Genomic DNA, 25224 nt, shown 5'->3' with positions numbered 1-25224 from the left:
CTAATTCGGTAGCTTATCCGAAAATTTACCATAGACCCAAGTTCCCGCAATTGCAGAAAGCAGTGTGACAAGCACTACTGTGAATCCGCTTCCGATCTGTGCGAAAAGCGGCCCTGGACAAGCTCCAGTAATGGCCCAGCCCAGGCCGAAGATAAATCCTCCGATGATCTGCCCCTTTCTGAATTCTTTTTTAGGGACTTTGATTTCCTCACCGGCGATTGATTTAATCTTGAGTCGTTTGATCAGTTGGATCGAAATAATCCCAGTTACTATAGCTGAACCGATTACCCCATACATGTGAAATGAATCCAACCGGAACATTTCCTGTATCCTGAACCATGAGATAATCTCGGCCTTCACAAATACGATTCCGAATAAGATCCCGAGAATCAAATACTTCCCCAATGCCAAACCTGTCTCACCAGTCTCCTGAGAACTTGGTGCATCACAAATTACTTCTTGTACATTTCTATCTTCTGCTTTCATTTTTCTTAAGATTAAAATCCTACCAATTTCATTAATGGAGCCAAAAACACCTGAGTCATCAGAAAGCCACCGACCATAAAGAAAATGGTCGCAACTAGCGATGGCCATTGCAGGGAACTGATCCCCATGATCGCATGCCCTGAGGTACATCCACCAGCGTAGCGCGTTCCAAACCCAACCAAAAACCCTCCGAGAACAAAGAATACTAATCCCTTGGCAGTGAACACATTTCCCCAAGTGAAAATATCCGACGGCATTAAACCCGAGAAATCAGAGATTCCCAAAGCAGCTAAATCAGCTTGGGTTTGGGTGGCAATGACTAATTCATCAGGATTAGACACAAACGTGGTAGCCACAAAACCTCCGATTAAAACTCCAAGTACAAAGACCAAATTCCACATTTCTTTTCTCCAGTTATATTGGAAAAAGGGAATTTTCGCAGGAATACAAATCGCGCAGACATGTCGAAGTGAGGATGATATTCCAAAGCTTTTATTCCCCAAGATCAGTAAGGCAGGAACAGTCAGGCCTATCAATGGCCCAGCCATGTACCACGGCCAGGGCTGGGAAAGCCAATTAATAAATTGATTCATAAATAAATTAATTCGAGTGATATAATACTAACGGGATGATAATCCCAAATGTCAAAATAGGTGGGGATTACAAGAGCACTCACACTTATAAGTTATAATTATTTATGGTCTGTAGTCTGTGTGGACACAGGCTACCGCAATAGCTAACAATAAAATCGAGGTTCTTGATTCTTGAGTCTCAAATTTTGATTCTAACTACTTGCTGCTTTCTACTCAAAGCAATGTTGTCGGGCATACAAATTCTGAAATCTCAAATTCTCCGGATTCCTTGAGGTCTTTGAAACCTCCTTTAATATCAATCAGATTGTCATAGCCTCTAGCCCGCAGAATTGAATTGAAGACCATAGACCGATACCCACCTGCACAATGCACATAGTAGGTTTTATCCTTATTTATCTTCAGCATGCTTTCGTTGATGTAATCTAGCGGAGTATTTTCGGCTTCTATCACATGTTCAGACTGAAACTCGGAAGTTTTTCTCACATCCAAAATAGACACATTACCCTTTTGTTTCTTGATATCCGCAAGTTCTGCAGCAGAAATAGAAGTGATCTGATCGATCTCTTCACCTGACTTTTGCCAGGCTTCAAATCCTCCTTTCAAGTACCCGATCGCATAATCATAACCTACACGGGCTAATCTGGTAACTACTTCTTCTTCTCTCCCTTCGTCTGAGACGACCAAGATTTGCTGCTTCAGGTCTGGAATCATCGCCCCTACCCACACAGCAAAACTCCCATCGATCCCTATGTTGATTGAGTTTGGTACAAATCCTTTAGCAAACACCTGAGGCGCACGGGTATCCAAGATCAAGGCACCTGTTTCATTGGCGGCAGCCTCAAATTCTGCTGGAGTCAGAGGCCTCACGCCTCTTTCCAAAACAGCATCAATACTGTCATACCCTTCGATATTCATCATGACGTTCTGAGGAAAATAAGCAGGAGGAGGAGTTAAGCCTGTAATCAATTGCTTAGTAAACTCTTCCTTGGTCATTTCCTGAAGGGCATAATTTGTTTTCTTCTGGTTGCCCAGAGAATCCGAAGTTTCCTTACTCATATTTTTGCCGCAAGCTGACCCTGCACCATGAGCAGGATAGACGATCAAATCATCTGGCAAAGGCATGATTTTATTTCGCAATGAATCGTAAAGATATCCTGCCAGTTTATCTTGTGTCAGCTCTGCCACTACTTTCTGCGCCAAATCCGGCCTTCCTACATCTCCGATAAACAAGGTGTCACCTGTAAAGATCGCTTCGGCCTTTCCCTCTTCATTGAAAAGCAAATAGCAGGAACTCTCCATCGTGTGACCCGGGGTATGAATCAATTTTATTTTCACTTTCCCGATCTGAAAATCCTCACCGTCCTGAGCGATATGGGCATCAAAGCCCAGCATCATTTCTGTAGGACCATAGACGATTTCGGCACCGGTCTTCTCGGCCAAATCAATATGACCCGAAACAAAATCTGCATGAAAATGTGTCTCAAACACGTATTTGATTTTAGCGTGTCTGCGCTCTGCCTTATCTATGTAAGGCTGTACTTCTCTCAGCGGGTCGATTACCGCAGCTTCTCCGTCTGACTCAATGTAATAAGCACCTTGGGCAAGACAGCCGGTATATATTTGTTCGATTTTCATAGGTATGAATAGTTTATTCTAATGGATACCCAAAAGTAGGACAATGCCACTAGCGCTAGAATGACTTTAGTCACATAGCAATCAGATGGAATCTTTGATGTTGCTAGTCAGAGTAGTAACTAGCTTATGAGCCGGCACTACACCTGACTCTCTCCAAAGGATTTTACCTTTTTGGAATAGGATCAGAGTTGGGACTCCACGCACCTGGAATTTGCTGGCTGCCAATTGATTTTTATCTACATCTACTTTCAGTATACGCACTTTATCTCCCATTTGCTTAGCAGTATCCTCTAGAATGGGCTGCATCATTTTACACGGACCGCACCAAGTGGCAAAGAAATCTACCAACACGGCTTGGTCACCATCTATCAATTCTTGGAATGTTTTGGCTTTTGCACTCATGATTTCTAGTTTTTGTCACAACAAAAGTAGAAGCAAAATCAGTTCAGAATGGTAATTTATATCACATAGGGAGAACAACGTAAATCATTAAGAGTTTTAAAATACCTAAAATCGCCTTATTTGGCATTTATTTTTTTTATTTTCGCCTGTCAAATTCCATTTAATAAATGCTCAATTACAAGCAAATCAATAACCTGACCGGTTGGGTCGTTTTTGCGGTAGCTACTTTGGTTTACGTTCTTACTGTCGAACAAACAGCTAGCTTCTGGGATCCGGGAGAGTTTATAGCCGTAGCATACAAACTTCAAGTTCCTCACCCTCCCGGCGCGCCCTTCTTTCTTTTGGTCTATCGTATGTTTAGTTTCTTCGCTTTCGGAGATCCTTTGCAGGTTGCTTATTGGATGAATATCGGTAGTGCGCTATTCTCAAGCTTCTCCATCTTGTTCCTTTTTTGGTCCATTACTTTATTTGGGAAAAGACTTTTCAAAGTAATTGAAGGCCAAGAAAGTAAAGGAGAAACGATCACATTGATGGGTGCTGGAATCGTCGGAGCACTGGTCTATACATTCTCGGACAGTTTCTGGTTTTCTGCTGTGGAGTCAGAAGTTTATGCCATGTCCTCTTTTTTCACCGCGATAGTGATTTGGGCATTCTTGAAGTGGGATGTGATCAAAGATCCGCGTGAGGAGAATAAATGGATGATCTTTATCGCTTACTTGGTCGGACTTTCTATTGGCGTCCATTTGCTGAACTTAGTGACGCTACCTGCTTTGGCACTTATTTATTATTTCAAAAAGTACGATAAGCCAAACTTTAAAGGAGCCCTAATTGCGATGTTCCTTGGTGGAGTAGCATTGATCATTATCAATAACCTAATCATTCCGGGACTTCCTAGCTTGGCAGGATCCATGGAGATATTCTTTGTGAATAGCATAGGTTTGCCATTTGGCTCAGGGATCGTTGTATTTATAGTATTATTTTTTGTAGCTGTTTTTTATGCTTATAGATATTCCCGAAAAAAGGGGAATGCCATTCTTAATACAGCCCTATTATCATTTATTTTCATTCTCATCGGCTATGCGAGCTACGCCCTGATAGTAGTCCGTGCCAATCAAGATCCGATTATCAATGAAAATGCTCCAAAAGATATTATCAGTTATGTTTCCTACCTGAAGAGAGAGCAATACGGTTACAGGCCTTTGCTTCATGGGCAGTATTTCACCGCACAGCTGGTTTCTCAGGAAGAAGGTGCTCCTGTGTATATGAAGGGCAAGGATAGGTATGAGATCGTGGACTATTCCCTGGAAAACACCTATGATCCTACGAAGACGACAATTCTTCCAAGAATTTACTCTACACAGGAAAGCCACAAGAGGCTATACAGACAAAAGCTTGGTCTGAGGGAAGGGCAAGATCCTACCTTTGGAGATAACCTATATTTTATGTTCTCACATCAGTTGGGGCACATGTATTGGCGTTACTTTATGTGGAATTTCTCCGGACGGGAATCTGACTTTAGTGATGCGCCATGGATAGGAATCACGGATGCTTTCACAGATTATCCAGACTACATCACGGAAAACAAAGGCCACAACAATTACCTGATGCTTCCTCTTTTATTGGGAATCATAGGATTATTCTTTCAGGCAAAAGTAGATCCTAAATCATTCTACGTAAATCTCATGCTCTTCCTGATGATGGGCGTAGTGCTGGTACTTTATCTCAATTCTCCTCCGGTGGAGCCGAGAGAGCGGGATTACATTTATGTGGGTAGCTTCTATGCATTTGCGATTTGGGTCGGAATAGGTGTGATGGCTATTGCCCATATGATTGCCAAAGGAACTAAAAACCTAGCAACAGCAGGAATCATAGCAACCCTGCTTACCCTTCCTGTTGCCGGATTGATGGCTGGCCAAAACTGGAATGACCACAATAGAAGAGACAGATACTTCTCCGTGGATTCTGCCAGAAACTTCCTAGCCTCTTGCGCACCAAATGCTATCCTATTCACTGGTGGAGACAATGACACCTTCCCGCTTTGGTATGTACAGGAAGTCGAAAACTTCCGAACCGACGTGCGCGTGATCGTGCTAAGTTATTTCGACACGGATTGGTATGTGGAGCAAATGACCAGACCTGTGAATGAATCTGAGTCCCTGCCTTTCAGTCTGGATGCTAATCGTTACCAAAAAGGCACTAACGACGTCCTTTATGTCATGGAAAGAGAGAATCTAAATGCTATCTCTGTCCGGGAATACTTAAAACTTCTAAACTCAGGTTCTGATCTTCTCAAAATGGAAACTGGCGGCAAATCCGTAGCGAATATGGTTCCTTCGAGAAATCTGATTTTGGAAGTGGACAGTTCGGCTGTTGCCAATAAAGACATCATTCCTGAGGAGTTCGCCCCATTTTTTGCTCCGCAAATGAATCTGCAGATTACTGGAAATTATGTAACCAAGGGCACGCTGATGCTGATTGATTTGATTGCTTCCAATAATTGGGATCGTCCTATTTACTTCAATAATACATCGCTTGCGACCATCGGAATCAACATTCAAGAACACGTAGTAATGGAAGGATTGACTTACCGCTTGCTTCCTGTGAGAAAGCCAGACTATATCCGTGATGAGTTGGTAAACACAGATTTGGCTTATGAAAATTACATGACCAAGTTTGCATTCCGAGGCATGGATAATCCCGATGCCTATTTGGATGAGGAATATAGAAGATTCGCTTCCAATCACCGAAGTGCGCTGAATAGCATTGCTATTGCATTGCTGGATGAGGGTGATATGGAAAAAGCTGCAACACTTCTTAACTACGGCTTGGAAGTAATGCCAAATGAAGCCATCCCTTATGATCTCTCCAGCGGGCAGTCAGTCCCTCTATTTTTCGAAGTAGGTGAAGATGAAAAAGCGCTGGACATTATAGATAAAGTCTCAAAGAAGTCTCTCGACATGATTGAATTCTATACGGAAGAAAATAGAGCTTACGACAGAGAGATGATGATTTCTATAGAAATGATCCGCTATTTTATTCCACTTCTGGAAGAAAGAGGATACCAGGAAAAAGCCCAAGAACTCAAGCTAAGAATGGAACAATTCCTTGGCTCTCAGGAAAGTGGAGGTAGTGTTTTGGATAGAAGATAAAGTTGATTATTCATATACAAAGGGATTCGAGTCAATTTCGAATCCCTTTTTTTTATGTTTTTGCTAACCACAAAGACCGCGAAGGAAGCGCAAAGATCACAGCTCCCTTAGGGACAATTATCATATTTCGCTTTATAGATAAAGCAATTTTAGCTCTAATTGATCTATGGATAAAGTGAAATGAAACAGTTCAGCTTTAGTCAAAGGATGATTTATAAGCTATATTTTATGCAATATCTTCAATGATGTAATATTCAAAACAACACCCGCGTACTTTATGAAAAACTTTGCGAACTCTGTGCCTAAAAAATCATATAACCCGCTTTACAATCCAAAAAATCAACGCCAATAGAAACACTACAATTGAAATCTTGTTGATTCCGTGCATCATTCGTAGGTTGATATTTGACTTTTGATTGGGGTCTGGCTTTTGAAAAACACGGACAAAATAGTTTCCAAATTCACCTACCTTGAAGAAATCTTTGACTTTGTTATTTTCAGACATGGTTTCGCTTTTTTGGTAAACAGTTAGAAGCAGTGAATCGTTTGCTCCTTTAAGAATTTAAGAAACCTGCTTCTGGAGAAGCAGGTTAACGATGGCAATTATATTATTTCCGGTTCGTTCCACATACCGTCTTCTTTGATAATTTCAATCAATTTATCTACAGCTTTTTCTGAAGGGACAGATCGCTTCATCACTTCCTTTCCTTTGTAAAGTGTGATTTTGCCTTTTCCTGAACCCACATAACCATAATCAGCATCAGCCATCTCTCCAGGGCCATTTACGATACAGCCCATAATTCCGATTTTCACTCCTTTCAGGTGATCAGTTCGCTTGCGGATCAAAGCCGTAGTCTCTTGCAGGTCAAATAATGTTCTACCACAGGAAGGGCAAGAAATGTATTCTGTCTTAGACATCCTAGTCCTAGCCGCTTGAAGCACACCAAAACCAACAGCATTGTGAAGTTTGATTTGCGCTAGAATTTCATCGCGGGAATGCTTCCTTGCTTTTTCCAAGGAAATAAAAATCCCATCACCCAATCCGTCAATCAATAATCCACCAACATCCGTAGCAGCATATAGCATGGTTTCATCCTGAGATTGATCCAGATAACTCACTTTTATAATAACCGGAACCGCTGACTTTGCCTCCAGCAAAGCCACAAACGCTCTTCTCAAAGCTGGCATCGCATGTTTATTCTCCGTCTTCAAAATCAACACTATATCCTTCCTACCAGTTACAAGCGCTATCGCTTCTGTTATTTGGCTATCATAGATTTCCAGAAAGTTTAATTCCGAATGAAATTTCTCAGCAGTTGAAAAAGTCACCATATCAAACAGTGGAAACTTATTTTGCAAGTCAGGTCCAGCCGTCCAAACAGCAGCATCTTGAATTTCTTTCATGCCATTAGGAAGCATAAAAGGAATAGGATTGGAGCCTGAATAGACAAAGTCACAACCCTGATCATTCATTTTCCATTTGTCCAGCTCAGGCAGATAGAAATGACCAACAACCTTCATTTCCTTCTCGGTGATCTTTTCGATCTTGGAAATATCAGTAATTACACGGGGGACATTGTGTCCTCCAAAATTATAAATCTCTGAGCTATGCCGTTTGAAATGCTCATAAGGATTTACGGTGTAATCCTGAATTGGCATTATCTCAGCATGTCCTGAGCGGTAGGCATATCGATCAATTAATGCTTTTGCCACTGGAGCTTCAAACTCAGGATCTTCGGTCAATGATACCCGAACCGTATCACCCAATCCATCTTCCAATAAAGTGCCGATGCCCACTGCCGACTTGATCCTTCCGTCTTCCGCTTCTCCTGCTTCAGTTACTCCGAGATGAAGCGGATAAGGTTTGAACCCGCCTTCATCCAACTTCTCCACAAGCAATCGATAGGCTTGAACCATCACTTGCGTGTTCGAAGACTTCATAGAAATCACGATGTCAAAGTAATTCTCATCCTCACATATCCTCAAAAACTCTAATGCTGACTCCACCATTCCCAGCGGAGTATCGCCATATCTGCTCATGATACGATCAGAAAGAGAACCGTGATTGGTCCCAATTCGCATTGCTGTGCTGTGCTCCTTACAGATTTTCACCAAAGGCAAAAAGCGCTCACGAATACGGTCCAACTCTTCCTGATAGGTAGCATCAGTATATTCTATGACTTCAAATTTCTTTTTATCCGCATAATTCCCTGGATTCACACGCACTTTTTCTACTATCCTCGCAGCTACTTCCGCAGCATTTGGAGTAAAGTGAATATCTGCCACCAGCGGTGTATTGTAGCCTCTTTTACGAAGCCCATCCTTGATATACCGAAGATTTTCTGCCTCTTTAATACTGGGAGCTGTGATTCTCACCAATTCACAACCAGCTTCTATCATTCGGATACTCTGCTCAATAGAGCCCTCAGTGTCCATAGTATCGATAGTAGTCATGGATTGCACCACGATGGGATTATCTCCGCCTACGATGACATCCCCGATTTTCACAGGAATAGTTTTTCTCCTGGAATAACTCGTCAAGCTATCGCAATACTGCTGATCTAATGATTTGATTATTGGCTCCATGTGGGTTATATATCTCCTAATTGAGGTCGGATTACTAGTTCTTCAACAACTGATTGGGGCGAAAGGTTATAAGCTGCCCAAACGCTTTCCGCTACATCCTCAGCTTTCATAAATCGTTCGATTGGCATATCGCTTCCTTCCCAACTTGAAGTGTAAGTAGCACCGGCAAGGATAGAAGTTACTTTGATCTGATGCGGTTTCAACTCTTCACGCAGGCACTTGGTCATACCAAGCATAGCCCATTTAGAAACAGCATAACTTCCTCCATTCGGGTAGGCAGTAAGGCCTGCGACTGATCCCATGGAGAAAATATGACCTGACTTGCGGGCTATCATCTCCTGAGCAAATCCTCTAGTCACTTGATAGGCAGAGTACAAATTGGTCTCCATCATCAGTTCGAAATTCCCCTCTGGCTCATTATGAATTGCCCCTGGCAAAAAGACTCCAGTATTATTAACCAATACATCAGGGATTGCTGCCGCCTTGATGGCTGTCACAAATCTAGTGACTTCGTCCTTCCTAGAAAGGTCTGCTTGTATCGTTAAAACCTTGATATTCGGGTATTTATTTGCCAAAAAAGTCTTCAGGCTATCCAAATCGGCTTCATTTCTTGCGCAGGTGAAGATATCAAAACCCTCCCCCGCAAATCGCTCGATTATCGCTCTTCCTATTCCTTTGGTGCCTCCAGTGACAAGGATACTTTTACTCATTTGATTAGTGATTTAATAGTTAGTATGACAACTATTTAACATCAGCAAAGTTACATTTTTTTATCAAAACAGCGCGGAAACTTGCATTCTCCCTACATGGACTATCCTATCCAAGCCCTGAGAATTCCTTCCTTCATAAACTAGATTAAGCTGCAATCCCTCTCCTATTTTCTGAAGCCAATTCACATTCCACGTCACATTAGTCCCTGGAGTCAACGCTTGCAACATTTCATAGCCAACTGGAGAATTAGCTACTCCATTGTAATCGATCTGTATCAATTTGAGGTTGCCTGTCAGGGTCGTTTTCACTGCCCGTGCATACCGAATATCAAGCCCCACTTGATTCAATTGGGCTTTTTCCTTGAATTCAACGGTTTCAGTGTTTACTTTCCCGGTAAAAGAATAGCTTGCTGTAGTCCTAAAGTAAGGCGTAGGCTGCCATGAAAATTCAGGACCTATTTGATTTTGAGAGATACTATAATTTCTATTATCCAAGAAATCTGAAGCAGAAATCCGATTGCCTACTCCTGCTAAAATCCGTATAGTTGTGTGCCCATTGAAATTATACCGGGTATTCAATTTCCAGTCTTTCTGAATCAAGTCTTCAAAACCTCCGAATAGTAATTGCTTAAACTGAGAATCAAAATACGATAGATCAAATCCATAGTTAGCAGAAGCACGATTGAAGAAAAAGCTAGAACGAATCACCTGACGAAGTGAGAGAATTTCTTCACGATTCGCTCCACCTACAAAGGGATTGATTCGATCCACAAAGTCATTCGAAGTCACTTTTTTCTCCACACTTAGGCTAGTAGTATTAGAAAATTTATGTAGAAATGCCCGCAAGCCTCCACCTTCTTTCCAGGTCTCAGGGAATTTTGCCTGGAGTCTATAATTTAAAATACTGGTGTATGCCTGAATGTAGGTGTCGGTCGGTACAAAAATTTTAATGTACTGCTTTTCCTCAGGATTGATCGCGAGATAGAATTCATTCAGCTGCTGCACACCATCGCCATTATCGTCACGCCAAGTATGTGTGCCATCACCATTGGGAGCCGGCAAAAAGACAAATTCACGCTGCAATTCACGCCCATTTCCAATAGCATAGCTTACTTCATTTCGAAAGAGATTTTTGCCCAAGCTCCCCTGGTAGTCTAGCTTTCCCATTACAGTAAGTTCCGATTGAAGGTCACGCTGCAAATATTCCAATTCCCGGTAGGTGAACGTGCTACTCAAACTATGCTGCGTCCATTGCTTTCTCATGGTGAAATTAGATGTAAAAGCTCGGGTATCCTTAAACAATTCTCCAGCAAAGGGAGCTTTATCCTCACGCCAGGCTGCATCTGCCTGAAAGGAATAGCTGAGCGAGTCATTGCTTCGCAAATAGATCAAATGCTGTTTGAAATTCATTGCGGTACTTTGCACAGAATCTGTTTCACTATTTCTAAGAGCATTTTGATCCAACGAAAACTGATAGCCCGGAACGAAGATTTTGGAGTTATAGCTTAAATCTCCTAGATATCTGGTCCAATCAGACGTAAGTGAATCCTGATCGGAATTCAATCGAAATAACTCCTGCCTGAGCCTGATTTTGGATCCCAGTTGCAAGTTCCAATTAGCCGAATGCTGTGTGCCGTTTAGCACATTTTCTCTATTTCTCAGGTAAAAAAGATAGTCAAAGCGATTGAGTGCATCTTTTTCAAAACCAACGCCAGCACGGAAAAACTGCTCCGAAGCAGGGTTTTGCAAAGCGTCCTGACTCAATCCCCAATCCCGATCAAACTCAATGTACCTGAAACGATCAATGAAATTGAAGTTGGTAGAATTGTACTCGTATTCCGTCTGCCCTTTCATGGTGTAGCCTTTGAAAAGTGAAGACTCCCGCCCTTCACTTTGCAGGCCCACCTTCATCCCCAGCCCTTGGTTTTCCTCATCATCCAATTCAGAAAACAGATTATTATCCACTGAAGAAAGAGCCAATTCTGTATAAACTTTCTCGTGTTCATTCAGCTTTATCCTTGTACCTGCCGTCACCATACGTTTACTATCAGGAAGTGGAAGCTGGGACAAAATCGAATAATCTCCCTGTAGCTGTCCATCCAGCCTTGGTACATATTCATAGACTGTTCCATTGGACAATTGGCTGGAGCGGCGATAATCCCCAAGTCCAGCACCAACTTGAGAAAATCCCAGTTCATAATGCGCCAATTCAGGATCATTGGAATATTCATAATAAACCAGTGAATTCCCAAACTCATCAAACTCAGTAATTTTCGCATATAAAATCCTGTTCTGATCAAAGGCTACACTATCGATTCTGGGAATTCTTGCGAGTTCTGCACTATCCCCCACTGAAGCCATAAGACCCAGTTCCCCTTGGGAGAAATCAGTAAAAAGTGGACGGTTTCTATTGTCTTTTTCTTGATAAAAGTTCAAGTACACATCCACTTTTCCGTTGGTTTGTGTATGATTCGCTCCGAAAATGGATCGGGAATAATTCCGCTCCGCATATTCAAAATCAACACGAACCCGAGAATATTGCGTAATCAGAACTTTGGGAGTAAAGGTGATTTCTGCCTGATTGTAATCAATCACGTAATCCTCATTGAATCCACGCTTGAGTTGTTTACCGTCCAAAAACACGCGTTCAGAATTTGCCATAATAATAACAAAACGCTCATTGCTTGGCCCACTAACTCGATATGGGCCGAGAACTCCCTCTAAAATAGGCAACTGAATGGAAGCGAATTTCCCTTTAGCGATAGAGGCAAACGCCTGTGAACCTGCAGTCCAGTTATCGTTCAATTTGTAATCTGAGGTAAACTGAAGTCCCTGTACATTTTTATAATACCTCAAAAACTCAGATTGTCTCTGCTGCAGCACTACATCACCTGCAGCCAAGCTAAAATCATCATTATAAAGTTCGATCAGGACGTTATCGAAGTCTTGGATTTGCTGGGTATTTCCCTCAGGCTGAAAAGGAACATTTTGATCGGTGATACTCGCACGGATTTTCAGATTTTCAGCTATAGCTCCTTCCATTTGCAAATTAAGGGCTGAGTTTACGAATACACTTTGAGTATTACCGAAGGATATCCCGCGGGTGAGACTTCCGGATTTATATAGATTAGTGGTGGGAAAAAGCTCCTCCCGAAAGTCGAATGCCGGCAACTCGGCCATTCTATTATCTTTGAATCGAGCCGTGGAATCATAATCCGCCAGTAATGTCCGGTGTGTTACTGGCTGATCCAAACGAAGCGAAAAAGTTCTATAGCATAATAAAAGTGAATCGGGTCTTGCGTCATTTCCGAAAATCACCTGAAGCGTGTTCACACTAAGTAGATACTTGAACTCGTAGGGTTTCCCGTTTTTATCGCGAATACTGATGGTCTCCTCAAGTAAGGAAAGTGAGTCGGGAACATAGGGAGAAAGGAAAGTCTCTGATTGTACCCATCGGCATTTTTCCTGAGCTTTTACCGAGGTAGAAAAGCCAAGCAATAAAACCCAGAAAAGTAGCCAATTACGCATGCTCACTCCGAAATCCCTTTTGACTGGAAGGTACTAAAAAGATGAATTATCCCAGCAAAGGAAAGGTGAGATAGAAGGTAGTACCTTTTCCTAGCTCAGTTTCAAACCAGATTTTACCTCCAGCAGTTTCCACTCCACTTTTTGCAATAGCCAATCCCAAGCCAGATCCTGTGGACTTAGTAGAGAAATTAGGGATAAAAATCTTGTCTTTGAGTTCCTCTGAAATGCCTTTGCCATTGTCGGTAATCTCCAGAAAAACCGCTTGGTCTGTCATCCAAAGCCAAACTCTGATGACAGGTTTGACTCCTGTCCCCACCGACTGAACGCCATTGATTATTAGATTTGAGATCACTCTTCCAAACAGCTTATCATCTCCTATAATCGGAATATCCTGGGTAAATGAATCATCCTGGAAAATCAATTCGACTTGCTGATCACCGGAGAATAGCTCCAAGACTTTATTTAGCACCGATTTGAAATTCATCAACTCATTATTCGGCAGTGGCATTTTTGCAAAAGTTGAAAACGAAGAAGCTATTCCACTGAGCGCATCCACTTGATGAATCAATGTTTCCAGTGATCTCTTTAGCTTTTCCGCGTCGTCTAATCTTCCCGCATCTTGGAGTCGGATCAGGTGCTGCAGCGTAAGCTTCATTGGAGTCAGCGGATTTTTGATCTCATGGGCAACTTGCTTTGCCATCTCCCGCCATGCAGATTCTTTCTCCGTAGAAGCAAGTACTTTCTTACTGTTTTCCAGTTTGAAAAGCATGTTGTTATACTCATTCACCAGCAAGCCAATTTCGTCTTTGGAACCCCAGTACATGGGCTCGTTATCCTCTAGGTTGGTAGCTTTCAGCTTTTGCGTAAGCAATTTGAAGGGAAAAGTAAGATTAGAGGAGACAAAGTAAGAAACGAATAAGAACAGGATGAAAATCACCACAAAGGCATTGAAAATATTACTGAGCACATCTGCGATCAGTGTGTTCAGTTCGGCTTCAGACTCAAAGAATGGCACTGCCAAAATGCCCAAGTTCTCCTGACTAGCCGTAGCCGGAATTGCCAAGTAAACTGATTTGTACCGCAATTTCCCTATTTGCTCATCAGCCAGGTATTGACTTTGGCCCATCTCTTCTATCTCGGAGATAGCCTTTGGATTAATCAAAGGAGCGAGGATTTTCTTATCAAAGATATTTGGGCGGTTAGTGGATTCCAGCTTTCCTTCTGTGCTATAAACATGGATATCACTGGCTATGGTATTTGCAAGTTCATTGACTTCCTCATTGAGAAGATCACTATCCACATTTTCTGGGCGTTGATTATTAAGGAAGCTTCCGAGATTACCTCTGATCAATGCAGCTTTTTGAATATACTGTCGATCAAGATCATCGCGGTAGCTATTTGCCAAAAGGCCGATTGTGATGATACTGATGATAATGATCGGAAAGAAAAAAGCAAAATTAAGATACAACTGAAGCTTGGTGGAATAATTGAATTCAAAATTCTTGACTCCGGTGATCAAAGTATTGATCAAAATGGACAAGAACGTCATGAGCACGAAAAGCACAAAGAATAGTGATATGTTGCCAAAAAAATGAGAAACGGAAATATTCCTTGAAGTGATGACAATCAACTCATTACCGTTTTTAATTCCAAAATGATGATACCCACCTAGATGAATACCCGATGTCAACAAGGATTTACGAGCCAATACCTGCTGAAATTCTTTGCTCAGGTGATTGAAGGAGCCTGAGTTCCTGATAAATTCCTGATTCTTGAAAATGGCATAATCGTAAAGAATCGGGTCAAGCTTGTCATTATACTTTTTATCCAATAATAATTTGGGATAGACACTAGTGGGCTGTACACGTAACTGCCTAAGTTCTAGAAAAATAGTACCCAGCGATGAACCTTCTTTGCTTAGGGGCACAAAAGCGACGAAACGGTTACCAGTATTCGATTCATTGCCACGGATAAAATACAAGTCTTTGACACTCGTAGCATAATCGCTGTTGATGTATTCCAATTGGATATTTTTGAGATTTTCACCCTCCGAAGATCCCAATATTTGTTGCCCAGATGAGGAGAAAATCCTGACTTGAACTTCAAACTGATCAAAGTAATTATCCAAATAGATCCTCCTGATTTTGGTTTCTATAGGTTCTTTGGAGAACAGTGGATCAGCTATCCTGTTTTGAATAAACAAGTCACTTTTGATGCGTGTGAATATTTCCCCCAGAAAAAACTCTGTCATCACATCATTTTCAATGAGATTTTGATTTGCAAAGCGGGTTTTGGACAGGATCAATTCACTTTTTTCTGTCTGAAAAGTACTGATCCCACCAATAATGGCTGTCACTAAGCAGGCAAAAAAGAAGGTGAGAAACGTGTCCAATCCGAGTTTAAAGGCATTTTTAAAGAGCTCAAGTCGAATTATTGTAACAAGGAACCCAAGGTGAATGAACCAGACAACTGCCCCCCAAATAGTAAAGAAGAATAACAAGCCAGCGATGGGAAGGCCTATGAGGGTGATCCATTTGTAATAAACTTTCTTGTGGGGATTGACCTCCAAAAGCAAACTAAACATCGTCAGGGTGATCAGCACATAGACTGCCCCCCAAAGGAATAGCATAAAGAAGCTGATGCCCTTGAACCAATCAAATGAGGGAATAGAGCTAATATCCAAGGCCCACTGTGAATTGATCATCAAATCCCGAGGCAGTGACCACACCAGATACATGCCTGTGGAGCTCACCAGAAGTGCGAAAAATAAAAAAACACGAAACTCATTCGGAGATTTCAAGATTTTTATCTTCTCATGCATGGCCTTGGATGCCAGCTGAAAGATCACCATCGCCAAGATCAGAACGCCACATAAGGTATTGATCAGCAAATCGCCGAGGCTTGGATTAAACCAGGATGAGGCGTAATTCGCGGAATTGAATAAAGCCAGATTGAGGTAGTTACTCGGAAAATCAAGTAAAAGCATCATGATTCTAAATGCCCCAAGTACAAAAATCGCATAGCCAATTGACTGCCATCTTCTCCCGGATGTCCACTTGCTAAGCACAAAATCTGAACTCAAAAGAAAATAGAGCAAGAATACTGAAGTGAAGAAAATCAGAATGGCAGGATTAACTACCATTCCTGCAGGGCTGTAACCAAATAGGAAATTGATCCCAAAAAGTGGAATTCCAGCAGGATTCCTAACTATGGATACAGCTTCCTCCGGATCTACAAAAAGTTCGAATCGGTCGTTGCCAAAGATGCTGGGATTAGCACCTGTGATCAGGTAGTTATTTTCGATATTCCCTGGCCAAATCAGGCGAAGCACATGAACCATCACATATTCAGCACCATTCCTTTTGACATTCCTAACCTTGAGCAGAAGTGTGCCATAAGGATCTTTGAGCAGCTGATATTCTTTCTCAAGATTGACTTGGGAAAAATCCAGCGTGAGCGTGAAATCTGACCAGTACAAAAGGTCTTTTTCAGGACTTAAAATAAAAAATGGGTGTCTGTGAATAGGGATACTTATTTGCCCAAAGCTCAGGGTGTCATTGGGCCTGACATCCATAAGAATTTGAATAAAATCCTCATCAAATTCTTTATCCACGGCTTGAATCCTATCCTGCAAAGCTTGCAAATAAGTATCCTGATCGCTTTTCTGAAAGAAAAAGAAATTCAAGATCAGCACAGCAAGAAGAGAGAATATACTGATCAAGATGATCAGACGACGGGAATCATGCTTCATTTAGATGTAAAATAAAAAAAGCAAAGTCCTTGATCAAACTTTGCTATTTTATTCATTTAGTGCAATGCTATTTTTGCCTTTCTTTTTTTAGCATTTCTATACCAGAAAAACCCCAGCACCATTGCTATCAGATAAGGCATAACAAAAAGGTACATGATCCCAAGATTCAAACCAGCTCCTATACTAGTATCGCCATTGCTGACATTATTCTCTACAGATGCCCGGCACATAGCACACTGAGCAAAACTTGCAGTTTGAAACAGAAAAGCGACGAAGGTAAGGAATCCTATTTTGAGTGCTTTTTTCATCAGTTTATTTTTTTTTCAATGATCAGATAGCCTGTCCCGTCCGCCGCGGCGGATCGGGAGAATCTCGCATGGATAATAATCATCCCAGTGTGTGAAGCTTGAGTCATGCTCGATTTCATACTATTTCCCTACGGTCGCACATGGGCGCAGGTTTTTAATGTACATAATAAGGACTGATCATCAGGTAAACTATTACCCCTGTGAGAGTCACATAAAGCCAGATAGGGTAAGCAAATTTAACAACATTTCTGTGCTTCACACGCTGATCTGTATATCCGTAGTAATAGGCAAATAGAATAGGACCAAGAGCAACTGCAGCCAATACAATATGTGTGAGCAACAAGAAATAATAGATGCTGCGGATCATCCCTTCTCCACCAAAGGAAGTGCTTTCGGCTGCTGCATGATAGATCACATACGAAACCAAAAATATAGCCCCCAACACAAACGCTACCGTCATAGAGGCACGGTGATAAGGAATATTCCCCTTTTTGATAAACAACAATCCTGCAATCAACGCTAACGTAGCAGCTGAATTCACCACGGCATTCAGATGCGGAAGAAAATAAACCCACGCCACGCCCAGATCAATTTTGGACGGCATGAATATAAGTACGGCCACTGCCATCGGGATGATAACAGAAATGGCAATAATCCAGCCCTTGACCTTACGCTCATTTTCTAACAGACTATTTCCCTTCACTTGCATGCAACAACACTTTAGTCTCCAACATCAATAAATCCACATCCTCACGGGAAGTACCACTGTAATAGCCTCTGATCCGTCCAAGTTCATCAATAAGCATGAACTTATCACTGTGTGCAAAATCATCAGGAACACCTAGTCCATCAACTGTAGGAATAATAAAGCCACACTTGGCTAAGTCGTAGGTCTCTTGCACTCCGCCAGTCAAGAAATCCCACTTGCCAGCTTCTGCATTATGCTTCTCGGCATATTCTTTAAGAATCTCCGGAGTATCATAGTTTGGATCTATACTAATAGACATAATCCGAACTTGGTCATAGTCACGAAACATATCATTGACCCGCTCCATCTCTGCAGACATCTTAGGACAGATACTGGGACATGACGTAAAGAAAAAGTCCACTATGGTGATTTTTCCTTCCATAGCTGACCTACCTACTAGTTTACCTTCCTGATTAGTAAACGAAAACTCAGGAATATAATGCTGAGTAGTGTCGGCAACCGGACATTCCTTGAATGGATTATCCACGCCTTTTTCATAAAAGATCGGGATATCATAACTGTTGCTACCAAAGCCTTTAAGAAATAGGAAAATCAAAATGGGCACCAAGAGGATGCACACAAGAACAAACCCTTGTAATATTCTCAAACTTCTCATAATAGTGGTTTAACAAAAAAGAAGGTTAAAGTGTCTCACTTCAACCTTCTTTTATTTACATCTTAAGAAATTCTGATTAAAACCAGCGCAGTGAAAATATATCCGAGCCTTCTTTTAAAAGAACTATGATCAGCCAGAATAAAAATGCGATAGGCACCAAAATGGAATAGATCATCGGCTTCACCTCGTCACCAAGGTGCATAAATTCCATCATGATATATTTAGCCTTCCAGATGGTAAGGGCTATGAACAAGAAGTAAAGCAAAATACCTCTATCCATGGTGAAAGCCATCACAAATTCTGCAGTGGTAATAGCAAGCAAAATGAAAGCCGTCTTCCAGATTTTTTTGATCTTTTCATTGTTCCTAGGAACAACGTTAAGTGTTGATTTATTTTCTTGAATATCCATAATTCTAATATTTTAACGCTTAGATCAGGTAGAATAAAGTAAATACAAAGACCCAAACCAGGTCTACAAAGTGCCAGTACAAGCCTATTTTTTCAACCATTTCGTAGTGACCTCTTCTATCGTAAACTCCTACGGCTGCTTGATAAAACACCATAAATAGAAGTATCACACCAATAGTAACGTGGAAACCGTGGAAGCCGGTGATGAAGAAGAAAAGGTTTGCAAATGATGCCGGACCATATTCATTCACTAGCAAATTAGCTCCAAATACTGTTTCCGTCACATTCTGACTTATGCCATTGATATAATTCAAAACCGCGCCTGCTTCAGATCCATGGATAAAGTGATTCCATTCCCACGCCTGGCAACTCAAGAACGTAATCCCACCGACAAGTGTCCATAGCATCCATTTCACCACATCATCTCTGTCATTTCTATGACCAGCCTCTACAGCCAAAACCATGGTAACAGAACTAGCTATCAATATGAACGTCATCAAACCTACGAAAACTAGTGGCGCATGAACTCCATGTACAAAAGGAATGGCGTCAAAAACCAATTCAGGAATTGGCCAATATTCATTAGACCCTACAAATTTAGTGGCAGGTCCGGCATAAGCAGGATAACTGACACGAATAGAGAGGTAAGTAATCAAAAAAGCGGCAAAAGTAAAGATATCGGAAAGAAGGAAAAACCACATCATGAGTTTTCCATAACTGGCTTTGAGAGGTTCATTACCACCTCCCCAAACGCCTCTTTTCGAGCTTACTCCTATAGCAGTAGAATGCGCAGACATAAGATATTGATTTGTACTTGGTTTATTTTAATGATTCAAAAGCAAAAACATAAATAGATATAACCACAGTGCGGATAGAAAATGCCAGAATGTAGTGGCCATTTCGAGTGTATCCATTGACTTGGAGTGCACTTTATATCTATAAGTCGAAATTAATACAATAATCAGAAATATCACACCGCTGATTAAGTGAACGGCATGCAATCCAGTGAATACATAGAGAAATGACCCTGAAGGATTACCTACGAAAAACACATTCGCATCTACTAAAGCTACCCAGCTATACCACTGCCCCACTAGGAACGCTACACCAAACAGAACAGCTAGGCTAAGCCCTGCTCTAAGTCCTGCCAAGTTATCCTTTTTAGCCGCTGTATAAGCATAGTGAAGGCATATACTACTCACAACCACGATCCCAGAAGTGACCCAGAAAATAGATGGAAGATCATATTCCAGCCAATTCCCTTCTGATTGTCTTACGATATATGCACTCGTAAGAGCTGCAAATATCATCACGATAGTAACCAAGAAAAGCCATAATGCAAACTTCTTAGGATGCATTGCAATAGGCTGATCTACCATATCGACGTATTGAAGTTCCTTTTCCATGGTTAGGGTAGTTTGTCTAATAAGTAAGCAATCTGTACGATTGGCAAATACAAAAATGAGCCAAACATAATTCTCAGAGCTGATTTGCGCGAGCAATCTTTCATTAATGAGAAAGTCTGAGCAAGGAAGAGCACTCCACAAACAGTCGCTACAATACCTGATGTCATCCCTGTAAGTCCAAAATAACTTGGTAGCAAACCAAGGGGAAGAAGGAATAAGGTATAGATCATTATTTGTATAGCTGTATTTAAATCCTTACCACCACCACTGGGCAATAGTTTGAATCCAGCTGCCTTGTAATCTTCATCGCCTACCCAAGCAATCGCCCAGAAATGCGGAAATTGCCAGATAAATTGAATCCCGAAAATTATCAAAGCTTCATGAGTAATAGCTCCAGTAGCCGCTGTCCAGCCCAAAAGAGGCGGTAAAGCCCCAGGTATAGCGCCAACAAAGACCGCTATTGGCCCCACACGCTTCAATGGAGTATATACAAACACATACAACACCATACTCAAAATCCCCAACCAAGTGGTCAAAGGATTGGTAAAATACCAAAGTAACCCTACACCGATCACGGCAACTATAGAAGTCACCCATAGTGCCTCTTGAAGGGAGATAAGTTTTAATGGGAGTGGGCGGTTTTGGGTACGCTTCATCAGCTTATCCAAATCACGCTCTAAAATCTCGTTTGCCGCACAAGAGGCACCACTGATTAAGAAGCCTCCAAGCGCTAAGCCTATAAAGCCAGACCAGCCAAAACTTGCGCCTCGATCACCAAGTATGTAGCCAAAGACAGCTGAGAAGGTAACCAAAGCTGAAAGCCTTAATTTGATCAACTCAGCATAAGCTTTAATCTTGCCTAGTACTTGACTACTAATATGGTCAGTTAGTTCAACTGTCCTCATGATCAATTTGTATTTAATCGAAACTGAATGTTTTCTCTGATTTCTAGTAGCAAGATGACTTGTGCTCCTATAATTAGAGAACCTAATAAGAGATGGATCGGCTGAAGGAATGCTGGAATACCAAAATATGACATTCCCATTCCTGTAGCTATTTCCAGTATAATCAGAATCATCAAGGCCTGAGACCAAAGATTAACTTGAGACCTTCTAAGCGTATATTTAAATGCCCAAAAGAAGTATAAAACGTGAATTCCTAGCACAACTAATGAAAAGGACCGGTGAATGAGAAAATCTAACCCTACTCTACCTACCCACTCGTCTCTAAGCATATTCCCGAGAGATGAAGAGATGATATCAATCTGCTCTCGAACCTGAGTGCCAAGTACAACTTGAACCAACATTAAGATAATCCCTATCAACAATAAAAGCTCAATTCTTCGCGGCACATTCATTTTCACTCTTTTGCTTTGGATCAACTTCCCTGACCTATGATATACATAGATCAATAGAGAAACCAACAGCAAAGCCAACATCATATGGAAAGTGATCATCCAGTGTAGCAAATTTGTAGAAACTACAATAGAGCCTATCCAACCAATGAAAATAACTAGAATAAGATTGAAAATAGACAAGATAGTAATCCATCCGTCCATTTTTCTAAGTGGTAATGACTTCCAGACTGTAAGCACAATCAATAACCCAATCACCACTCCAGCCAATCGATTCAGATATTCAATCCAAGTTTTAACAGGATTGAATTCTTCCTCAACATATATTGACTTATCGTTAGCGATTTCCGTTGCCTTATCTGAGAATCCTAATTTTTCAAGTGTCGCCACGAACCGTTCGTTCTTGGCCAATCTTTTATTGAGATAAATCTCCTGATAATTTACCGGTAGTTGATCCACGCTAGTTGGTGGAATCACATTACCAAAGCACTTCGGCCAATCAGGACAACCCATTCCAGAACCGGAACTTCTAACTATCCCGCCGATAAGAATCAGTAAATAAACAGCTATCACCGTGATCATACTGACTCGGCGAAAGCTGTTTATAGCATTATTAGTGTTTTGTTTCATTTGAAACCAATACTTCCTCTTCTTCTTTCATTATCTCCAACTCTACTTTCACCAATTCCTGCTCATGTGGAAGGTTAGATTCTGGAGTTGCGGAAAGTGGAACTGTTTGAGGAATGAAATCCTCTTCAGCACCTGGCTTAGAGTAATCATATGGCCATCTGTAAACAGAAGGAATCTCACCTGGCCAGTTGCCATGTCCTGGATGAAGCGGAGTAGTCCACTCAAGTGTATTTGATTGCCAAGGATTCAAGTTTGCTTTTCTTCCTTTATACATAGAATAGAAGAAGTTGAACAAGAAGATAAACTGTGCTACGAAAGTAACAATTGCAGCTACTGATACGAACATGTTCAAATCAGTGTACATATTGGCAAACTCAAAGTTAGTCCAGCTGTAGTACCTTCGAGGGAATCCAGCAATACCGATGTAGTGCATAGGGAAGAATACCATATAAACACCCACGAATGTAATCCAAAAGTGGATATAGCCTAATTTGGCATCCATCATTCTGCCAAACATCTTAGGGAACCAATGGTAAACACCTGCAATCATCCCAAAGAATGAGGCTGAACCCATTACCAAGTGGAAGTGAGCTACAACGAAATAGGTATCGTGAAGCTGAATATCAATAGCAGAGTTTCCAAGGAAAATACCTGTCAAGCCCCCGGAAATAAAGAAGGATACTAGACCTATTGAAAACAACATCGCTGGAGTGAAGATTAAATTCCCCCTCCAGAGTGTCGTCAAGTAGTTAAATACTTTTACTGCAGAAGGTACAGCAATGATCAAAGTCAGGAACATAAAGATGGAACCAAGGAATGGATTCATACCTGACACAAACATATGATGAGCCCAAACCACAAAAGAAAGTACCGTGATGCCAAGCAAAGAAATAATCATTGCCTTGTATCCAAAGATCGGCTTTCTTGAGTTAGTGGCAATTACCTCAGAGGTAATGCCCAACGCTGGAAGCAATACAATGTAAACTTCAGGGTGACCTAGGAACCAGAATAAATGTTGGTACAATACTGGGCTACCTCCGGTATTTGGAAGAGCTTCTCCACCGATATAGATATCAGCAAGGTAGAATGAGGTACCAAAGCTTCTATCAAAAACCAATAGCAATGCTGCTGCAAATAAAACAGGGAAGGACAACAGGCCGATTACAGCGGTCAAGAAGAAAGCCCATATAGTCAAAGGCAGCTTCGAGAATGACATTCCTCTAGTTCTCAGGTTAATGACAGTAGTAATGTAGTTGATACCACCCATTAGAGATGATGCGATAAATAATGTCATCGCAACCAACCAAAGCGTCATGCCAAGTCCAGATCCAGGAATTGCTTGCTCCAACGCTGATAGTGGTGGATATACCACCCAACCACCAGCTGCCGGTCCGGTTTTAAGAAACAAGGATATAAACATGATCACACCGGAAAGAAAGAATAACCAGTAAGAAAGCATATTCATAAACCCTGATGCCATATCTCTTGCACCAATTTGCAACGGGATCAGGAAATTGGAGAAAGTCCCACTCAAACCTGCCGTCAATACAAAGAATACCATGATGGTACCATGCATTGTAACCAGAGCAAGGTAGAAGGTAGGATCCAATTTCCCAGACTCGTCAATCCATCCACCTAGTAGCGGACGAAGGAAAGACATATCCATTTCAGGAAATCCTAATTGTAATCTAAATAGGACGGAAAGAAATCCTCCAAGTAAAGCCCAAAACATCCCAGTAACTAAGTACTGCTTTGCGATCATTTTGTGATCTTGAGTGAAAATATATTTAGTTACAAAATTATCATGGTGCTCATGGTCGTGTGCTGCGTCATGATTTGCGACAGATGCTGTAGACATAATCTATAATTTTGTTTATTACTTTTCGACTAGTTGAATTTCGGCTACCTCTTGCGTCTCAGAGGGAAGTCCTGATGCTAATGCCGGATTCATTTGGATAAAAGACCTTTGCTCAGCATACCATTTCTGATATGCTTCAGGCTCCACTACCTCTATGATTTTCCGCATCCCAAAGTGACCTCTACCACATATTTCAGTACAGGCGATCTCGTAGTTAAATTCAGGGTTTCCTGTTTCCACTCTCATCTCAGCGGTAGTCTTGGTAGGTACAAACCAAAAACGGGTAGGCATTCCAGGTACTGCATCCATTTTCAATCTCATATGAGGCGCAAAAACTGAATGAAGTACATCCCTAGCCCTGATTTTGAACAGAACAGGTTCTCCCTTCGGTATCACGACAACAGGAGAGGGAAAATCATCAATGGCGTTCTTATCCGAGAAATCAATTCCGTGCGAATTAGTCGCTGTAATCAGTCGATAATCATAATCTCCCAATACATTGTCTTTGCCTGGATATCTAACTTCCCACGCAAACTGGTACCCCATGATTTCCACTGTATGCGCATTCTCAGGAGCAGGAGCAGTGATGTCTGACCACGCTACCCATCCTGAAATTACCAAACCTGCAAGAACAAATGCTGGCACGATAGTCCAGATAATTTCAAGCTTGTTATTATCTGGGTAAAAATCAGCTTTTCGCTTCTCGTTATACTGATATTTATATGGAAAAACAAAAAGCAATACATGCGTAATCAAAAATACGATGCCAGTGATGCCCATGGTCCACCAGAATAATGAATCAGTCACCACACCGTGCTCAGATGCAACTGGTAATTGATAGTTGTGAAATTCCTTGATAGAATACCAGAACATCAGAATGCCTGTACCCACCAAGAAAACTAAAAACAAAATTGCATTTACCTTATTACTCCCTGAAGCGATCTTCTTATCAGATCCTTTTACCACAGAGACTAACGTTTGGATTCGATATACCATCCATATTATGGAAAATATCAAAAGAACCCCTACTCCAATCAGAAATCCGTACATACCTTA

At 41.4% G+C, this 25224-nt stretch carries 20 protein-coding genes; 1 reads left to right on the top strand and 19 read right to left on the bottom strand.

Annotated elements, in window-relative coordinates; genetic code table 11:
• The 4 genes from U3A58_RS15500 to trxA all read right to left on the bottom strand — a co-directional run bounded on the left by U3A58_RS15500 (position 1) and on the right by trxA (position 3116).
• Positions 1-486, bottom strand: coding sequence for a DUF6691 family protein (locus tag U3A58_RS15500; RefSeq protein WP_323824872.1), 486 nt, complete (start codon positions 484-486; stop codon positions 1-3).
• 11 nt (positions 487-497) lie between these two features.
• On the bottom strand, positions 498-1079 hold the full coding sequence (locus U3A58_RS15495; protein WP_323824870.1) for a YeeE/YedE family protein: 582 nt from the start codon (positions 1077-1079) through the stop codon (positions 498-500).
• Positions 1080-1292: 213 nt separating this feature from the next.
• Positions 1293-2714: an MBL fold metallo-hydrolase gene (locus tag U3A58_RS15490; RefSeq protein ID WP_323824868.1), complete on the bottom strand. Its 1422-nt coding sequence runs from the start codon at positions 2712-2714 to the stop codon at positions 1293-1295.
• 81 nt (positions 2715-2795) lie between these two features.
• Positions 2796-3116: a thioredoxin gene (gene trxA, locus U3A58_RS15485; RefSeq protein ID WP_323824866.1), complete on the bottom strand. Its 321-nt coding sequence runs from the start codon at positions 3114-3116 to the stop codon at positions 2796-2798.
• Positions 3117-3283: 167 nt separating this feature from the next.
• On the opposite strand from trxA, the gene U3A58_RS15480 reads away from it, so the two are divergent.
• A complete protein-coding gene (locus tag U3A58_RS15480) occupies positions 3284-6265 on the top strand; it encodes a glycosyltransferase family 117 protein (RefSeq protein ID WP_323824864.1) in 2982 nt (993 codons plus the stop codon).
• 310 nt (positions 6266-6575) lie between these two features.
• Here the strand turns inward: U3A58_RS15480 and U3A58_RS15475 are convergent, their stop codons facing one another.
• The 15 genes from U3A58_RS15475 to U3A58_RS15405 all read right to left on the bottom strand — a co-directional run bounded on the left by U3A58_RS15475 (position 6576) and on the right by U3A58_RS15405 (position 25218).
• Positions 6576-6770, bottom strand: coding sequence for a DUF6728 family protein (locus U3A58_RS15475; RefSeq protein ID WP_323824862.1), 195 nt, complete (start codon positions 6768-6770; stop codon positions 6576-6578).
• 98 nt (positions 6771-6868) lie between these two features.
• The gene (gene ispG, locus U3A58_RS15470; RefSeq protein ID WP_323824860.1) at positions 6869-8851 is read right to left on the bottom strand and encodes a (E)-4-hydroxy-3-methylbut-2-enyl-diphosphate synthase; all 1983 of its coding nucleotides are present in this window, start codon (positions 8849-8851) and stop codon (positions 6869-6871) included.
• Positions 8852-8856: 5 nt separating this feature from the next.
• Positions 8857-9561, bottom strand: coding sequence for an SDR family NAD(P)-dependent oxidoreductase (locus U3A58_RS15465; RefSeq protein WP_323824858.1), 705 nt, complete (start codon positions 9559-9561; stop codon positions 8857-8859).
• Between the two features lie 63 nt (positions 9562-9624).
• Positions 9625-13089: a hypothetical protein gene (locus U3A58_RS15460; RefSeq protein ID WP_323824856.1), complete on the bottom strand. Its 3465-nt coding sequence runs from the start codon at positions 13087-13089 to the stop codon at positions 9625-9627.
• Positions 13090-13135: 46 nt separating this feature from the next.
• Positions 13136-16840 carry a HAMP domain-containing sensor histidine kinase gene (locus U3A58_RS15455; RefSeq protein ID WP_323824854.1) on the bottom strand — a complete coding sequence of 1235 codons (3705 nt, stop codon included), beginning with the start codon at positions 16838-16840 and terminating at the stop codon, positions 13136-13138.
• 56 nt (positions 16841-16896) lie between these two features.
• Entirely contained in the window at positions 16897-17148 is a 252-nt protein-coding gene (locus U3A58_RS15450) for a hypothetical protein (protein ID WP_323824852.1), read from the bottom strand.
• 154 nt (positions 17149-17302) lie between these two features.
• Positions 17303-17857 carry a DUF420 domain-containing protein gene (locus tag U3A58_RS15445; protein ID WP_323824850.1) on the bottom strand — a complete coding sequence of 185 codons (555 nt, stop codon included), beginning with the start codon at positions 17855-17857 and terminating at the stop codon, positions 17303-17305.
• Positions 17838-18512 carry an SCO family protein gene (locus U3A58_RS15440; RefSeq protein ID WP_323824848.1) on the bottom strand — a complete coding sequence of 225 codons (675 nt, stop codon included), beginning with the start codon at positions 18510-18512 and terminating at the stop codon, positions 17838-17840. Before U3A58_RS15440 ends, U3A58_RS15445 begins: the two co-directional genes overlap by 20 nt.
• A 76-nt stretch (positions 18513-18588) precedes the next feature.
• Positions 18589-18921 carry a cytochrome C oxidase subunit IV family protein gene (locus U3A58_RS15435; RefSeq protein WP_323824846.1) on the bottom strand — a complete coding sequence of 111 codons (333 nt, stop codon included), beginning with the start codon at positions 18919-18921 and terminating at the stop codon, positions 18589-18591.
• Positions 18922-18940: 19 nt separating this feature from the next.
• Positions 18941-19717, bottom strand: coding sequence for a cytochrome c oxidase subunit 3 (locus U3A58_RS15430; protein WP_323824844.1), 777 nt, complete (start codon positions 19715-19717; stop codon positions 18941-18943).
• 27 nt (positions 19718-19744) lie between these two features.
• Positions 19745-20326: a cytochrome c oxidase subunit 3 gene (locus tag U3A58_RS15425; protein WP_323824842.1), complete on the bottom strand. Its 582-nt coding sequence runs from the start codon at positions 20324-20326 to the stop codon at positions 19745-19747.
• A 2-nt stretch (positions 20327-20328) separates the two neighbouring features.
• Complete coding sequence (cyoE, locus tag U3A58_RS15420; RefSeq protein ID WP_323824840.1) at positions 20329-21231, bottom strand: heme o synthase; 903 nt, start codon at positions 21229-21231, stop codon at positions 20329-20331.
• Between the two features lie 2 nt (positions 21232-21233).
• Entirely contained in the window at positions 21234-22310 is a 1077-nt protein-coding gene (locus U3A58_RS15415) for a COX15/CtaA family protein (protein ID WP_323824839.1), read from the bottom strand.
• Positions 22294-24168: a cytochrome c oxidase subunit I gene (locus U3A58_RS15410; protein WP_323824837.1), complete on the bottom strand. Its 1875-nt coding sequence runs from the start codon at positions 24166-24168 to the stop codon at positions 22294-22296. Before U3A58_RS15410 ends, U3A58_RS15415 begins: the two co-directional genes overlap by 17 nt.
• 18 nt (positions 24169-24186) lie before the next feature.
• On the bottom strand, positions 24187-25218 hold the full coding sequence (locus tag U3A58_RS15405) for a cytochrome c oxidase subunit II (RefSeq protein ID WP_323824835.1): 1032 nt from the start codon (positions 25216-25218) through the stop codon (positions 24187-24189).
• Between the last annotated feature and the right edge of the window lie 6 nt (positions 25219-25224).

Source organism: Algoriphagus persicinus (assembly GCF_035156415.1).
GTDB classification, from domain to species: domain Bacteria; phylum Bacteroidota; class Bacteroidia; order Cytophagales; family Cyclobacteriaceae; genus Algoriphagus; species Algoriphagus persicinus.
This window is presented reverse-complemented; position numbering and strand designations above follow the sequence as displayed.

Excerpts from the sequence above, each read along its gene's own strand:
- U3A58_RS15500 (WP_323824872.1), bottom strand. The coding sequence starts at position 486 with ATGAAAGCAGAAGATAGAAATGTACAAGAAGTAATTTGTGATGCACCA.
- U3A58_RS15495 (WP_323824870.1), bottom strand. The coding sequence starts at position 1,079 with ATGAATCAATTTATTAATTGGCTTTCCCAGCCCTGGCCGTGGTACATG.
- U3A58_RS15490 (WP_323824868.1), bottom strand. The coding sequence starts at position 2,714 with ATGAAAATCGAACAAATATATACCGGCTGTCTTGCCCAAGGTGCTTAT.
- trxA (WP_323824866.1), bottom strand. The coding sequence starts at position 3,116 with ATGAGTGCAAAAGCCAAAACATTCCAAGAATTGATAGATGGTGACCAA.
- U3A58_RS15480 (WP_323824864.1), top strand. The coding sequence starts at position 3,284 with ATGCTCAATTACAAGCAAATCAATAACCTGACCGGTTGGGTCGTTTTT.
- U3A58_RS15475 (WP_323824862.1), bottom strand. The coding sequence starts at position 6,770 with ATGTCTGAAAATAACAAAGTCAAAGATTTCTTCAAGGTAGGTGAATTT.
- ispG (WP_323824860.1), bottom strand. The coding sequence starts at position 8,851 with ATGGAGCCAATAATCAAATCATTAGATCAGCAGTATTGCGATAGCTTG.
- U3A58_RS15465 (WP_323824858.1), bottom strand. The coding sequence starts at position 9,561 with ATGAGTAAAAGTATCCTTGTCACTGGAGGCACCAAAGGAATAGGAAGA.
- U3A58_RS15460 (WP_323824856.1), bottom strand. The coding sequence starts at position 13,089 with ATGCGTAATTGGCTACTTTTCTGGGTTTTATTGCTTGGCTTTTCTACC.
- U3A58_RS15455 (WP_323824854.1), bottom strand. The coding sequence starts at position 16,840 with ATGAAGCATGATTCCCGTCGTCTGATCATCTTGATCAGTATATTCTCT.
- U3A58_RS15450 (WP_323824852.1), bottom strand. The coding sequence starts at position 17,148 with ATGAAAAAAGCACTCAAAATAGGATTCCTTACCTTCGTCGCTTTTCTG.
- U3A58_RS15445 (WP_323824850.1), bottom strand. The coding sequence starts at position 17,857 with ATGCAAGTGAAGGGAAATAGTCTGTTAGAAAATGAGCGTAAGGTCAAG.
- U3A58_RS15440 (WP_323824848.1), bottom strand. The coding sequence starts at position 18,512 with ATGAGAAGTTTGAGAATATTACAAGGGTTTGTTCTTGTGTGCATCCTC.
- U3A58_RS15435 (WP_323824846.1), bottom strand. The coding sequence starts at position 18,921 with ATGGATATTCAAGAAAATAAATCAACACTTAACGTTGTTCCTAGGAAC.
- U3A58_RS15430 (WP_323824844.1), bottom strand. The coding sequence starts at position 19,717 with ATGTCTGCGCATTCTACTGCTATAGGAGTAAGCTCGAAAAGAGGCGTT.
- U3A58_RS15425 (WP_323824842.1), bottom strand. The coding sequence starts at position 20,326 with ATGGAAAAGGAACTTCAATACGTCGATATGGTAGATCAGCCTATTGCA.
- cyoE (WP_323824840.1), bottom strand. The coding sequence starts at position 21,231 with ATGAGGACAGTTGAACTAACTGACCATATTAGTAGTCAAGTACTAGGC.
- U3A58_RS15415 (WP_323824839.1), bottom strand. The coding sequence starts at position 22,310 with ATGAAACAAAACACTAATAATGCTATAAACAGCTTTCGCCGAGTCAGT.
- U3A58_RS15410 (WP_323824837.1), bottom strand. The coding sequence starts at position 24,168 with ATGTCTACAGCATCTGTCGCAAATCATGACGCAGCACACGACCATGAG.
- U3A58_RS15405 (WP_323824835.1), bottom strand. The coding sequence starts at position 25,218 with ATGTACGGATTTCTGATTGGAGTAGGGGTTCTTTTGATATTTTCCATA.